The organism is Pseudomonas sp. SD17-1 (assembly GCF_029201585.1).
GTDB classification, from domain to species: Bacteria; Pseudomonadota; Gammaproteobacteria; order Pseudomonadales; family Pseudomonadaceae; genus Aquipseudomonas; species Aquipseudomonas palmensis.
This window is the reverse complement of sequence record NZ_CP104044.1, coordinates 5,674,494-5,687,732: the sequence shown is the minus strand read 5'-3', so window position 1 is coordinate 5,687,732 and position 13,239 is coordinate 5,674,494. Positions and strand designations below refer to the sequence as shown.

The window sequence follows — 13,239 nt, the reverse complement described above, 5'->3', positions numbered from 1 at the left end:
GACGAATCGATGCGCATGCTGCAGAACATACCCACCCACCTGATCGGCGGCCCCCTGGGCGCCGGCAAGACCAGCCTGATTCGGCACCTGCTGGCCCAGCGCCCGGCCCACGAGCGGTGGGCGGTGCTGATCAACGAGTTCGGCCAGATCGGCCTGGATGCCGCCTTGCTCGCCACCGACGATGATGGCGTGGCGATGGGCGAAGTGGCGGGCGGATGCCTGTGCTGCGTGAATGGCGCACCGTTCCAAGTGGGCCTGGGGCGCTTGTTGCGCAAGGCGCGCCCTCATCGACTGTTCATCGAGCCTTCGGGGCTGGGTCATCCTGCCCAGTTGCTGGAACAGCTGGGCGAGACTCCCTGGCAAGGCGTGCTGGCGGTTCAGCCGTCGGTGCTGGTACTGGACGCCCAGGCATTGGCGGCAGGCCAGGTATTACCCCAGCCGCAGGCGCAGGCACTGCACGGTGCGGGGCTGCTGGTGCTCAACAAATCTGAAGGCTTGGCGGCCGCCACGCGCCTGTGGATAAGCCAGGGCTTGCCTGATGTACCCCAGCTTTGGACGGACCATGGGCAGATTGCGCTGAACAGCCTGCCGGGCGTTGGTGTGCATCCGTTGCCGGTGGATAACTTCAAGTTGCCGGAGGCCAAGCCGTTGCCGGCGGCGCTGTGGATAAACCCGCTGACGCCGATCTGTCTTTATCAACAGCTGGAGCAGGGCTGGAGCATTGGCTGGCGCTGGCACCCGAGCCAGCAGTTGCACCCGCAGCGTTTGCAGCAATGGCTTGCAGGCCTTGGGTGGCGCAGGGCCAAACTGGTTATCCACAGCCCGGAGGGTTGGCAGTCGGCCAATGCGCTGGAGGGGCAGGCGCTGCACTGGCAGGCCAGCGAGTGGCGGCGCGACTCGCGTATCGAGCTGATTTTTGCACAGCCGCAGGCAGTGGCGGCCTTGGAGCAGGGGATGCAGGAATGCCGGATTCCCTGAAGACAGGGCCGGCCTTTTTGCAGGCAAGGCTGGCCCCGGTAGACGAAGGGAACGTCACTGGCGCCAGCGATTGTGCTCCTGGCGCCACTGGTTCATCTCGATCACGTTGCCGCCCTGCACCGGCGGCTTGATCTCGAACGGGTAGGGTGCCAGTTCGATCTGCATCGTATGCGCGCCAAACTGCGTCACCGTACCGGGGTGACGATGTTCGCCCGTCACTGTGAATTCGAAGTTGTACACACGGGCCAGGCGCTTGCGCCCGTTGGCATCGCGCACAAAACCGATGCGCTTGAGCGCCACGTTGCCATCCAGCAGTTCCAGGTCGAGCTTGGCGCAATGCTGCTTGACCCGTTCCAGTGCCTTTTCGCGCAGGCCGTGGTTATGCCACAGCCAGGCGCCTGCGGTGGCCAGCAGCATCAGCACCAGAAGGTTTTCGAGGGTTAACATCTACGTTCGCTCCAACCAGATAGGCTCAGCTTAACTGCCACCCCGGTCTGTCGTACAGGTGGCATTTGGCGCCATACTGCGCGCCTTGTTTTTCATTCGATCGTTTGGAAGCCCTGCATGAAACGTACACCGCATCTGCTCGCCATCCAGTCACACGTGGTATTCGGCCACGCCGGCAACAGCGCCGCGGTGTTTCCGATGCAACGGGTGGGGGTCAATGTCTGGCCGCTGAACACCGTTCAGTTCTCCAACCATACTCAGTATGGCCAGTGGACCGGCGAAGTGCTTGCGCCAGAGCAAATTCCGGCGCTGGTGGACGGGATTGCGACGATCGGCGAGCTGGGCAACTGTGATGCGGTGCTTTCCGGCTACCTCGGCAGCGCCGCCCAGGGCCGTGCGATTCTTACTGGGGTGGCGCGGATCAAGGCGGTCAACCCGAACGCCCTGTACCTGTGCGACCCCGTCATGGGGCATCCGGAAAAAGGCTGCATCGTACCCGCCGAGGTCAGTGACTTCCTGCTCGATGAAGCGGTTGCGGTGGCGGATGTGCTGTGCCCCAATCAGTTGGAGCTCGACAGCTTCTGCGGGCGTCGGGCCGAGTCGCTGGAGGACTGCGTGGCCATGGCGCGCAGCCTGCTCGCCCGCGGGCCCAAGGCTGTGCTGGTCAAGCACCTGGCATACCCGGGACGCAAGGCTGAAGACTTCGAGATGCTGCTGGTGACTGCCGAAGGCAGTTGGCACCTGCAGCGACCGCTGCTGGCGTTTGCGCGGCAGCCGGTGGGGGTCGGCGACCTGACCTCCGGCCTGTTCCTGGCGCGGGTGCTGCTGGGTGACAGCTGGGTGGCGGCTTTCGAATTCACTGCCGCGGCCGTGCACGAGGTGCTGCTGGAAACCCAGGCTTGCACCAGCTACGAGCTGGAGCTGGTGCGTGCCCAGGACCGCATCATGCACCCGCGGGTGCGCTTCGAGGCGCGGCGCCTGGCGCTCTAGAAGGCGTCGCCCTTGAGTTCCTGGTAGCGCTTTTCGAGTTCCTGGCGAATCAGGCGGCGCTGCTTGCCTTGCACGAAGCGGCGCTTTTCCTCGCTGGTCTCTGGCTGGCGTGGCGGCACGGCGACCGGCTTGCGATCGTCGTCCACCGCGACCATGGTGAAGAAGCAGCTGTTGCTGTGGCGCACCGAGCGCTCGCGGATATTTTCGGTGACGACCTTGATCCCGACCTCCATCGAGGTGTTGCCGGTGTAGTTCACCGACGCCAGGAAGGTCACCAGTTCGCCCACGTGTACCGGCTCGCGAAAGACCACCTGATCCACCGACAACGTCACCACATAACGGCCCGCGTAGCGGCTGGCGCAGGCATAGGCGACTTCATCGAGGTACTTGAGCAGGGTGCCGCCGTGTACGTTGCCAGAAAAGTTGGCCATGTCCGGGGTCATCAGGACGGTCATCGACAGCTGGGCGTTTCCAGGTTCCATAGTGTGCTCACGGTAAGGTTGCGCTGAGGCGGGGTGGCGAGTGGTCGTCACGCTTCTTTTCCCCAATTTCGAATCCCATGAAAACGGGACGCTGACAGCGCCGTTGCCGTCACGCCGTTCGTGCCATCTTTGGCGTGTTACCGGTCTATCTGTTTCTTGATATTACACCGCCTTTTCGTCGCAGGCGCCGGTGTTAACCTGACCAAGCCCATGCAATGTGGTGCCTGGCGTCATTTGACAGACTAATTCCCCCGCCGCTCCACGACAGGCATGTCATCGAGCGGCGGGCTTGTTCTTCGGTTCGAAGTAAGGAGCTCCACGCCGTGCATGCCATCAGCTTTATTCAGGATCTGGCGGTGATCATGCTGGTTGCCGGTGTGGTCACCATCCTGTTTCACCGTTTCAAGCAGCCGGTGGTACTCGGCTATATCGTCGCCGGCTTCATCATCGGCCCGCACACCCCGCCATTCGGCCTCATCCACGACGAAGACACGATCAAGACGCTGGCCGAACTCGGGGTGATCTTCCTGATGTTCTGCCTGGGGCTGGAGTTCAGCCTGCGCAAGCTGTTCAAGGTGGGGGCCACGGCGTTCATTGCGGCCTTCCTCGAAATCGTGCTGATGATCTGGATCGGCTTCGAGATCGGTCGCTGGTTCGGCTGGAATACCATGGACTCGCTGTTCCTGGGCGCAATCCTGGCAATTTCTTCCACCACCATCATCGTCAAGGCGCTCAACGACCTGAAGATGAAGAACGAGCGCTTCGCTCAGCTGATCTTCGGTGTGCTGATCGTCGAGGACATCCTCGGTATCGGCATCATTGCCCTGCTGTCGGGCATTGCGGTCAGCGGCGCGGTCAGTTCCGGCGAGGTGTTCTCCACCGTCGGCAAGCTCTCGCTGTTCATGATCGTGGCGCTGGTCATCGGCATACTGCTGGTACCGCGGGTACTGGCCTACGTGGCCAGGTTCGAAAGCAACGAGATGCTGCTGATTACCGTGCTGGGCCTGTGCTTCGGCTTCTGCCTGCTGGTGGTCAAGCTCGAGTACAGCATGGTACTGGGCGCGTTCCTGATCGGGGCGATCATGGCCGAATCGCGCCAGTTGCTGAAGATCGAGCAGTTGATCGAGCCGGTTCGCGACCTGTTCAGTGCCATCTTCTTCGTCGCCATCGGCCTGATGATCGACCTGAGCGTGCTCATCGAGTACATCTGGCCGATCGTGGTCATCACTGTAGCGGTGGTCCTGGGCAAGATGCTCTCGTGCGGCATGGGCGCTTTCATCGCCGGCAACGACGGTCGCACCTCGTTGCGGGTGGGCATGGGGCTTTCGCAGATCGGCGAATTCTCCTTCATCATCGCTGCGCTGGGCATGACCCTGCAGGTCACCAGCGACTTCCTTTACCCGGTGGCGGTGGCGGTGTCGGCCATTACCACCTTGCTCACGCCCTACCTGATTCGCGCCGCCGACCCGCTGTCGCTCAAGCTTGCCAGTGTGGTGCCCAAGCGCTTGTCGCGGGTGCTGTCGCTGTACGGCGAATGGCTGCGCAGCATCCAGCCGCAGGGCGAGGGCGCGATGGTGGCGGCGATGATCCGGCGCATCCTGCTGCAGGTGGGGGTCAACCTGGCGCTGGTGGTGGCGATCTTCTTCAGTGGTGGTTACTTCGCGGCACGCATCGGCGAGTACCTGAGCGAATGGTTGCCCGACCTGGCCCAGCAGAAAGCGCTGATCTGGGGCGCGGCGTTGCTGCTGTCATTGCCGTTCCTGATTGCCGCGTATCGCAAGCTCAAGGCGCTGTCGATGCTGCTGGCCGAAATGGGGGTCAAGCCGGAAATGGCCGGGCGCCATACCCAGCGCGTGCGCCGGGTGATCGCCGAGGTGATCCCGCTGCTGTCGCTGCTGGTGATCTTCCTGCTGCTGTCGGCGCTGTCGGCGAGCATCCTGCCCACCAGCGAGCTGCTGTTGCTGATCGCGGTGGTGGCGGCCGGCGTGGTGGCGTTGCTGTGGCGCTGGTTCATCCGGGTGCACACGCGCATGCAGATCGCACTGCTCGAAACCCTCGACAATCAGAAGGAACATCACCCCTAGGGTTTGCAGCGCAGCGGCTGGTCCCGCCATTGGGCCCAGGCCTGTGTCCAACCTTCGGCGTGGCTCACACCGGGCAGCGCAACCTGCTGCATGCAGCGGGCACTGCCTAGTTCCACGCGGTAGTGCTCGAACAGCGAGGCCGGCACGCTGCGGTCCTGCAGGCCGAGAAGGTGGCGCTGCGGCAGGTCGCGCAGGCGCTGGCGATAGTCCAGCGGCTCCAGTGAGCCCGCCAGTGGCGTCAGTTGCAGGGTCTGTGCCCAGTACCGCGGGCTGAGGTTGCCGGCCAGGGTCTGTACCTGGGTAACGTCGCTTCGCCGGGCGGCCAGCAGCAAGGCCAGCGCACCCCCGCCGGAATAGCCGATCAGCTCGAACTCCTGGTTGCCATAGCGTTGCTTGATGCCGCTCAGGGCTTGGTCCAGGCTATCGAGCACTGCCTTGCCAAAGCGCTGGTCGGTCCACATCGCTGCGCGGCAGCCAGGCGCACTGACGAACTGGCAAGGGCGCGCCAGGTACAGGCTGGGCTGTGGGTCTTCCAGGGCCAGTCGCGCCAGCAACAGGTTGCGCGGGCTGGGGTCCAGGCTGGGTTGGCTGGAGGTGGCCCAGGCGCGTCCGTCACCTTCCAGATAGACACGCAGGCGCAGGGCGCCTGGCGCCTTGAGCGGAACGCTCAGCGCCAGCGGGAAGGGCTGGGTAGGCTGGATCTCGACACGATGGCCATGGGCCTGGCTGAGGGTCTGCAACTGTGTCAGCGGCGCCTGGCAGCCGCTCGCCAGCAGCAGGGCGAGCAGTGTGAACAGTCTGGAGTACATCGACAGGGCCCCGGAATGTGAAGGTGCATTCCTGTGCGCGCGGGTCGTATGTCCGAGGGGATGGAGCGGTAGCAACACCGCCGCGCACAGGAAGGCGCGGCGATTCTACGAAGATTGATAGCTCAGAGCCATCATTTTTGTCCGACAAACTGACGGATCAGCTTTCCAGCCACACGTCGCGCGCCCAGTGCCATACCGATTCCCAGGTTTCTTCGGTCACCAGCTCTTCTTCGGCCGACCACAGCACCACGGTGCCGTCTTCCTCGACGCAGTAGTAATCGTCACCATCCTGGCAGATCGGAATCAGCGAACGGTCCACGCCGGCATCCCAGGCATTGGCCGCCACGTCAGGCAGGTAGGTATGCGATTGCGGGTCGGTAACGGTCACCGGCTCCAGGCTGCCGTACACCACATCGCTGACGGTCAACAGGAACTCCCTGAAGACGAACGGGATATCGATGAACAGCTGTTCTTCAATCTCGACCAGCAGGTCTTCGTCGGGCAACTCAAGCGGTACGGGTACCGGTTCGTTGGCTTCACGCAGTTGCTCGATGATTTCTTCCACGGGTTCAATCCTCTTACCTTGACGACACGCTGCGCGTTATACCCTAGTAGGACGCTACGCTAAAAGCAAAACCCCGGGCAAGCCCGGGGTTTTTTGTGCAATGCCTCAAGATCAGCCGTTCTGGCGGATCCCTGCGACCAGCCAAGGCTGGTTTTCGCCTTGGGCACGTTCCATGTTCCAGCTTTCGCTGAACACTTCGCCCTGGTCGAAACGCGAGGTTTTCGACACACCGCTGAAGGTCAGGGTGGCGATGGTGCGGTCGGCACGGTCATCCACGCCTTCCAGTTGCACGTTCAGGTCGTCGATGTAGGTGGACTGGAAGCCTTCACCCAGCTCGGCACGTTCCTTTTTCAGGAACTGCAGCATCTGCGGGGTAACGAACTCGGCGATCTTGTCGATCTCGTTGGCGTCCCAGTGCTGCTGCAGGGTCTGGAAGTGGTTGCGTGCAGCGGCCAGGAAGCTCTCTTCATTGAACCAGGCTGGTGCGTTGATTACCGGGCGGGCCGCGGCAGGTGCAGCGGAACCACCGAAGATCGACGGCTGAGCCGGTTGCTCGTGAACTTCACGCTGGAACGGCGCGTGACCGGCAGCGGCCATCTGCGGCTGTTGCTTGCGGCGACGGGCGGCAATGAAACGGAAGATCAGGAAGGCGATGACCGCCATGATCAGGATGTCGAAGATCTGCATGCCCTGGAAGCCGTCGCCCATGAACATGGAGGCCAGCAGGCCACCGGCGGCGAGGCCGGCCAGAGGGCCGAGCCAGCGCGAAGCACCGCTGGCGGCTGCCGGTGGACGGCCTGCCGCATTTGGCGTGGCGGCCGGCGTGGCCGGAGCGGCCTGGCGCGTCTGGTGGGTCGGCGCGGCGCCCGAGCTCTTGCCGCCGCCGAAGCGCTTGGCGTTGGCGTCGAGGCTCAGCGTAAGGCCGATGCACAGCGCCAAGGCGATGCTAAGAAAACGTTGCATAGAAGGGTATTCCCGTTTTGTGGAGTGCACGCGCGCCATGGTGCACAGGTTGTAGGACACATGACTAGCGCCATAATGTTTCTATCTTTTGCTTGGCGCTGTGGGATGTTTATCAAGTGCGTGTAGGAATTGGCCGACCCCTTCGCCGGCAAGGCCGGCTCCCACAGGGGACGGCCTTGCCGGCGGAGGGCGTTACAGCGGCTCCAGCTTGGCGTAGCCAAGCATCAGCCACTTGCTGCCTTCGGCGAAGTTCACCTGCACCCGCGCCTGGGCACCGGCGCCCTCGAAATTGAGGATCACGCCCTCGCCAAACACCGCGTGCTGCACGCGCTGGCCGAGGTTGAACGCGGTTTCGGGGATGTTCGCCGCACCGAACAGGCTGCTCGAATTCTGTTTCTGACCCGAGCCGAACGGCCGGCTGACGCTGTTGGACAAGCGCACTTCCTGCACCAGCCCCGCAGGGATCTCACGCACGAATCGCGACACCTTGTTATAGGTTTCGCTGCCGTACAGGCGCCGGGTCTCGGCGTAGGTCATCACCAGCTGCTGCATGGCGCGGGTAATGCCCACATAGGCCAGGCGGCGTTCCTCTTCCAGGCGGCCGGGCTCTTCCAGGCTCATCTTGTGCGGGAACAGGCCCTCTTCCATGCCCACCAGGAACACGTGGGGGAACTCCAGGCCCTTGGCGCTGTGCAGGGTCATCAGCTGGATGCTGTCTTCGTGTTCCTCGGCCTGGGCATCGCCGGCCTCGAGGGAGGCGTGGCCCAGGAACGCAGCCAGCGGCGACAGCTCGGCGTCTTCCTCGGCGCTTTCGAAGTTGCGCGCGGCGCTGACCAGTTCTTCAAGGTTTTCTACCCGTGCCTGGCCCTTTTCACCCTTTTCTTCCTGGTGATAGATGATCAGCCCGGACTGCTCGATCACGGTCTGGGTCATCAGGTGCAACGGCATGTCCATGACCTTGGCCGAGAGGTTCTCGATCAGCTCGATGAACGCGGCCAGGGCGCTGGCGGCACGGCCCTTGAGGCCCTTGTTGGCGATCAGCAGGCTCATCGACTCCCACATCGATACCTGGGCGTGACGGGCGTGTTCGCGAATCGCCTCCACGGTCTTTTCGCCGATGCCGCGCGGCGGTACGTTGATCACCCGTTCCAGCGCCGCGTCATTGCCACGCCCTTCAAGCAGGCGCAGATAGGCCATGGCGTTCTTGATCTCGGCGCGTTCGAAGAAGCGCTGACCACCATAGATGCGGTACGGGATGCGCTCGCGCAGCAGGGCTTCCTCGAGCACCCGCGACTGGGCGTTGGAGCGGTACAGGATGGCGATGTCGCTGCGCGCCATGCCGGTCTTGAGCGCGCTCTCGATGGTCTCGACCACATAGCGCGCTTCGTCGTGTTCGTTGAAGGCGGCGTACAGGCTCAGCGGTTCGCCGTCGCCGCCGTCGGTCCACAGCTCCTTGCCCAGGCGATCACTGTTGTTGGCGATCAGGGCGTTGGCCGCCTTGAGGATGCCGGCGGTGGAGCGGTAGTTCTGCTCCAGGCGGATCATCTGGGTGTCGGGGAAGTCGGCACTGTACTGGTGGATGTTCTCGATCTTGGCGCCGCGCCAGCCATAGATGGACTGGTCGTCGTCGCCCACCACCATCAGGCTGTCACCGCCCTGGGCCAGCAGGCGCAACCAGGCGTACTGCACGGCGTTGGTGTCCTGGAACTCGTCCACCAGCAGGTGGCGGAAGCGCCGCTGGTAGTGCTGCAGCAGGCCCGGGTTGTCGCGCCACAGGTCCAGCGCGCGCAGCAGCAGTTCGGAGAAGTCGATCACGCCGGCGCGCTGGCAGGCTGCCTCGTAGGCCTCGTAGATGCTGCGCATGGTGCCCAGGAACAGGTCGCCGCTGGCCTGGATGTGCTGCGGGCGCAGCCCTTCGTCCTTCTGCCCGTTGATGAACCACTGCGCCTGGCGTACCGGCCAGCGCTGTTCGTCCAGGCCCAGCTCGCGGATCACCCGCTTGACCAGGCGTTGCTGGTCGTCGCTGTCGAGGATCTGGAAGTTCTGGTTCAGCCCCGCTTCCTGCCAGTGGGCACGCAACAGGCGGTGCGCCAGGCCGTGGAAGGTACCCACCCACATGCCGGCCGGGTTGATGCCCATCAACTGCTCGATGCGCTGGCGCATCTCGGCGGCGGCCTTGTTGGTGAAGGTCACCGACAGCACCGAATGGGGTGAGGCCTGCTCGACCTGGATCAACCAGGCGATACGGTGCACCAGCACTCGGGTCTTACCGGAGCCGGCACCGGCCAGAACCAACTGGCGACCAAGCGGGGCCGCTACGGCCTGGCGTTGGGCGTCGTTGAGGGAGTTCAACAGGAGGGAGAGGTCATCGCGCATCCGGCCATTTTAGGGGCGCAAGCGAGCCGGGGGCAAACCCATGGTGGAAAAAGATCGCCCAAGGCGCCGCCCGCTCATCGGGCGCGCCCCTTGGCCCGCGTGCTTGAGGGCTCGGCACTGAAACCAGGTTCCATAATTGCCACGCACAATTTATGACCCAGAGCAGTTTGGCCCAGGCGCCTGCTTGTGTATGCTCCGTGCTCGTTCGAGGCTCACCATTACAAGAACATTGCCTATGACCTTCGCATCTGCCTCCGTCAGCGTGCCGCTGGAAGCGCGCCGCGGTATTCGCAAACAGTTCGCCACGCAACTGGCCGTCGAGCGTACCCGTCTGTTGTACCAGGGCTCGTTGCTGCCCACCCTGTTCATGCTGCTCAACGGCCTGGTGTGTGCCTGGCTGCTGTGGAGCCCGCAGCGCTACCTGCTGGTCAGTGTGTGGATCGTCTGGTTGATGGCGCTGGTAGCGCTGCGGGTCATTCAGGTGGCGGCCTTCGACGCGGCGATGCCCGATCGACAGGTGCAACCGACCTGGTGGCGCATGTTCCTGCTCGGTTCGGCCTTCAGCGGCCTGACCCTGGCCAGCGCGGCGATTGCCCTGGTGCCTGTGGATAACTTCGTGCAACAGGCCTGGGTCTTCGGCTTGCTGGGGGCCGCGACCCTGTCGGCGAGTGTGGCCTACGCGGTCAGCCTGCCGGCGTTCCTGAGTTTCACCTTGCCGTGCCTGCTGCCGCCGATCGCGTTCCTGTTCTGGCGCGGTGACGAGCAGCAGCAGGGCTGGGGTTGGCTGGGGCTGATCCTGCTCGGCGCGTTGATGGTGGTGGCCTGGCAGGTCAATCGGCTGATCGAGGGGGGCCTGTTGCGCCGCTTTCAGAACCAGGCGCTGATCGAGCACCTGCAGGCCGCGCAGGCGCGCAGCGAGCGGCTCAACAAGGCCCTGGCGACCGAGGTCGAGCAGCGTCGGCTGATCGAGGAGCAACTGCGTCAGGCCCAGGCCGGGCTGGAATCGAGGGTGGCGCAGCGCAGCCAGGAGCTGGACCGCGCCAACCAGGCCCTGAGCAAGAGCGAGCAGCGCCTGGCCCTGGCGCTGGAAGCCAGTGAGCTGGGGCTGTGGGACTGGAATCTGGAAACCGACGAGGTGCATCACACCCAATTGCACGAGCTGTTCGGCCTGAACCCGGAGCAGGTGCGGGCGGTGCAGGCGCACCTCAAGCCGCGCCTGCACCCGGATGACGTGCCCGCGCTCAAGCGCGCCCTGGTCGACCACCTCAAGGGGCGCACCGACGATTACCGTATCGAGTACCGCTTCCGCCACGCCCAGGGCCACTGGTGCTGGATCGAGGACCGCGGCCGCGCGGTGGAGCGCGATGCCGCCGGGCGGGTGGTGCGCATGCTCGGCACCCGGCGCGACGTGAGCGCGCGCAAGGCCCAGCAGGAACAGCAACGCCTGGCCGCAACCGTATTCGAGGCGGCCAGCGAAGGCATCGCGATCATGGGGCCGGACTATGCCGTACTGGCCGCCAACCAGGCGTTCTGCCACATGACCGGCTACGTGCGCGAAGAACTGCTGGGGCGCAATGCGCTGGAGCTGCCATGCAGCCGCGACGCGCGCCGGCACTACGGTGCCATCGACCAGGCCCTGGCGCAGCAGGGGCGCTGGGAAGGCGAGCTGGTTGAGGCGCGCAAGAGCGGGGAACTCTACCCGCAGTGGCTGCAACTGACCGGCGTGACGGATGCGCGTGGCCAGGTCGGCACCATCGTGGGTTTCTTCACCGACCTGTCGGCACGCCGCGAGTCCGAAGAGCGCCTGCGGTACCTGGCGCACTACGACGAACTGACCGGCCTGGCCAACCGCGCGTTGTTCCGCCTGCGTCTGCATGAAGCCGGCCAGCGCCTGCGTGGCAGCGGTCGCAGCCTGGCGCTGCTGCACATCGACCTGGACCGCTTCAAGCTGCTCAACGACAGCCTGGGTCACGAACTGGCCGACCGGCTGCTCAAGACCATGGCCCAGCGCATCGGCAACGCAGTGCCCGAGGCCGATACCGTGGCGCGTCTGTCCGGTGACGAGTTCGTGGTGCTGTTCGACGGCTATTCACACCTGTCCAGCCTGGTGCGGGTAGCGACGCGCCTGCTGGACAAGCTGCGCGTGCCGCTGCGTGTCGACGGGCACGAGCTGGTGATCAGCGCTTCAGTGGGGGTCAGTCTGCTGCCCGATGCCAGCCTGGATGTCAGCACCCTGGTGAGCCAGGCCAACATGGCCATGCAGCACGCCAAGCACCTCGGCGGCGACGGGTTCCAGTTCTACACCGAGAGCCTGCAGGCCAGCACCCTGGAGCGCCTGCAATTGGAGAACCAGCTGCGCAAGGCCATCGAAGAGCGCCAGCTGGAGGTCTATTACCAGCCCAAACTGTGCCTGACCAGCGGCCGCCTGCAGGCTGCCGAGGCCCTGGTGCGCTGGCATCACCCACAGGTGGGCATGGTGCCACCGGGCGACTTCATCGGCCTGGCCGAAGAGACCGGGCTGATCGCGCCGATGGGCGAGTTCGTGTTGCGCCAGGCGTGCTGGCAGGCCTGTGAATGGCAACGGCAGGGGCTGGCGCCGATTCGCGTGTCGGTGAACCTCTCGGTGTATCAGTTGCGCCAGGGCAAGCTGGTCAGCCTGGTGCGTCAGGTGCTGGAAGACAGCGGCCTGGCACCGCACCTGCTGGAGCTGGAGCTGACCGAAAGCCAGTTGCTCGACAGCGTGGAGCACATCATCGCGACCTTTCATCAGTTGCATGAACTGGGGGTCAAGCTGGCCATCGACGATTTCGGCACCGGCTATTCGTCGCTCAGCTACCTCAAGCGTTTTCCGGTGAATTACGTGAAGATCGACCAGACCTTCATCCGTGGCCTGCACGAAGGCAGCGAGGACGCCGCGATCACCCGTGCGATCATTGTCATGGCCCACAGCCTGGGCCTGCAGGTGGTGGCCGAAGGGGTGGAAACCCAGGAGCAGCTGGCGTTTCTGCGCGAGCAGGGCTGCGATGAGGTGCAGGGCTACCTGATCAGCCGGCCGGTGGAGGCCGACAGCCTGGCCGCCTTGCTGCGTGAAGATCGGCGCTGGTAGCCCCACGGCCAGGGCCCCGATCAACGGGGCCCTGGCGTTGTAACAAGTCGCAGCCTGCCGGTCAGTGAGTGACCAGGATCTCCTCCAGGCTCACCAGCAGTTTGCCGTCGTGGAAAATATCCACTTTCGGGATGTTGCTGTGGTCGCCGTCCATTTCGAAACAGACCGCACGTTCGGTGATCACCTGGGCAGCCAGGGCGTCCACGTTCTCCAGCTTCAGTTCCAGCGCCAGGGCGTGCGATTTGTCCTGGATGGCGCGTTTCACCAGCACCGGCACGATGGCCGAGGTGGCGACTTCCACGGTGCCATACACTCGAAACCTGGCGTTGCCCGGCATCTTGTCGTTCTGCGCGATCCAGCCTTTTGCTTTCAGGGACATTCCTTTGTACTCCATTCGATGGTGGGTGGGATGTTGCGTGCCCACTATCGAACAGCGCGG

General features: G+C 64.2%; 11 protein-coding genes. 4 read left to right on the top strand and 7 right to left on the bottom strand.

The window, feature by feature from the left end; translation table 11 throughout:
• The first annotated feature begins 15 nt into the window (after window positions 1-15).
• Entirely contained in the window at window positions 16-978 is a 963-nt protein-coding gene (locus N0B28_RS26065; protein WP_123753569.1) for a CobW family GTP-binding protein, read from the top strand.
• Between the two features lie 54 nt (window positions 979-1,032).
• On the opposite strand, the gene N0B28_RS26060 is transcribed toward N0B28_RS26065, so the two are convergent.
• Window positions 1,033-1,425 carry a DUF3301 domain-containing protein gene (locus N0B28_RS26060; RefSeq protein ID WP_043861515.1) on the bottom strand — a complete coding sequence of 131 codons (393 nt, stop codon included), beginning with the start codon at window positions 1,423-1,425 and terminating at the stop codon, window positions 1,033-1,035.
• A 117-nt stretch (window positions 1,426-1,542) separates the two neighbouring features.
• Here N0B28_RS26060 and pdxY point away from each other — a divergent pair, with 117 nt between their 5' ends.
• A complete protein-coding gene (gene pdxY / locus N0B28_RS26055; protein WP_043861516.1) occupies window positions 1,543-2,415 on the top strand; it encodes a pyridoxal kinase PdxY in 873 nt (290 codons plus the stop codon).
• Here pdxY and N0B28_RS26050 read toward each other — a convergent pair.
• Window positions 2,412-2,897, bottom strand: coding sequence for an acyl-CoA thioesterase (locus tag N0B28_RS26050; RefSeq protein WP_043861517.1), 486 nt, complete (start codon window positions 2,895-2,897; stop codon window positions 2,412-2,414). The two genes, pdxY and N0B28_RS26050, sit on opposite strands and share 4 nt — an antisense overlap.
• A 323-nt stretch (window positions 2,898-3,220) precedes the next feature.
• Between N0B28_RS26050 and N0B28_RS26045 the strand changes: the two genes are divergently transcribed.
• Window positions 3,221-4,981, top strand: a complete 1,761-nt coding sequence (locus tag N0B28_RS26045; protein ID WP_054916449.1) for a cation:proton antiporter — start codon at window positions 3,221-3,223, stop codon at window positions 4,979-4,981.
• Here N0B28_RS26045 and N0B28_RS26040 read toward each other — a convergent pair.
• From N0B28_RS26040 to uvrD, 4 genes are all read right to left on the bottom strand, one after another.
• Window positions 4,978-5,790, bottom strand: a complete 813-nt coding sequence (locus tag N0B28_RS26040) for a hypothetical protein (protein ID WP_058541958.1) — start codon at window positions 5,788-5,790, stop codon at window positions 4,978-4,980. The two genes, N0B28_RS26045 and N0B28_RS26040, sit on opposite strands and share 4 nt — an antisense overlap.
• A gap of 157 nt (window positions 5,791-5,947) precedes the next feature.
• Entirely contained in the window at window positions 5,948-6,355 is a 408-nt protein-coding gene (locus tag N0B28_RS26035; RefSeq protein ID WP_014720555.1) for an SMI1/KNR4 family protein, read from the bottom strand.
• Window positions 6,356-6,466: 111 nt separating this feature from the next.
• Window positions 6,467-7,318 (bottom strand): TIM44-like domain-containing protein, encoded by an 852-nt coding sequence (locus tag N0B28_RS26030; protein WP_043861520.1) that lies wholly within the window; start codon window positions 7,316-7,318, stop codon window positions 6,467-6,469.
• A gap of 192 nt (window positions 7,319-7,510) precedes the next feature.
• A complete protein-coding gene (gene uvrD, locus N0B28_RS26025; protein WP_054916451.1) occupies window positions 7,511-9,694 on the bottom strand; it encodes a DNA helicase II in 2,184 nt (727 codons plus the stop codon).
• 235 nt (window positions 9,695-9,929) lie between these two features.
• Between uvrD and N0B28_RS26020 the strand changes: the two genes are divergently transcribed.
• Window positions 9,930-12,800 (top strand): EAL domain-containing protein, encoded by a 2,871-nt coding sequence (locus tag N0B28_RS26020; RefSeq protein ID WP_054916452.1) that lies wholly within the window; start codon window positions 9,930-9,932, stop codon window positions 12,798-12,800.
• A gap of 61 nt (window positions 12,801-12,861) precedes the next feature.
• On the opposite strand, the gene N0B28_RS26015 is transcribed toward N0B28_RS26020, so the two are convergent.
• On the bottom strand, window positions 12,862-13,179 hold the full coding sequence (locus N0B28_RS26015; RefSeq protein ID WP_054916453.1) for a hypothetical protein: 318 nt from the start codon (window positions 13,177-13,179) through the stop codon (window positions 12,862-12,864).
• Window positions 13,180-13,239: the final 60 nt, after the last annotated feature.

Bases quoted from the DNA above. Each gene is read 5' to 3' on its own strand.
- N0B28_RS26065 (WP_123753569.1), top strand. From the start codon at position 16: ATGCTGCAGAACATACCCACCCACCTGATCGGCGGCCCCCTGGGCGCC.
- N0B28_RS26060 (WP_043861515.1), bottom strand. From the start codon at position 1,425: ATGTTAACCCTCGAAAACCTTCTGGTGCTGATGCTGCTGGCCACCGCA.
- pdxY (WP_043861516.1), top strand. From the start codon at position 1,543: ATGAAACGTACACCGCATCTGCTCGCCATCCAGTCACACGTGGTATTC.
- N0B28_RS26050 (WP_043861517.1), bottom strand. From the start codon at position 2,897: ATGGAACCTGGAAACGCCCAGCTGTCGATGACCGTCCTGATGACCCCG.
- N0B28_RS26040 (WP_058541958.1), bottom strand. From the start codon at position 5,790: ATGTACTCCAGACTGTTCACACTGCTCGCCCTGCTGCTGGCGAGCGGC.
- N0B28_RS26030 (WP_043861520.1), bottom strand. From the start codon at position 7,318: ATGCAACGTTTTCTTAGCATCGCCTTGGCGCTGTGCATCGGCCTTACG.
- uvrD (WP_054916451.1), bottom strand. From the start codon at position 9,694: ATGCGCGATGACCTCTCCCTCCTGTTGAACTCCCTCAACGACGCCCAA.
- N0B28_RS26020 (WP_054916452.1), top strand. From the start codon at position 9,930: ATGACCTTCGCATCTGCCTCCGTCAGCGTGCCGCTGGAAGCGCGCCGC.
- N0B28_RS26015 (WP_054916453.1), bottom strand. From the start codon at position 13,179: ATGTCCCTGAAAGCAAAAGGCTGGATCGCGCAGAACGACAAGATGCCG.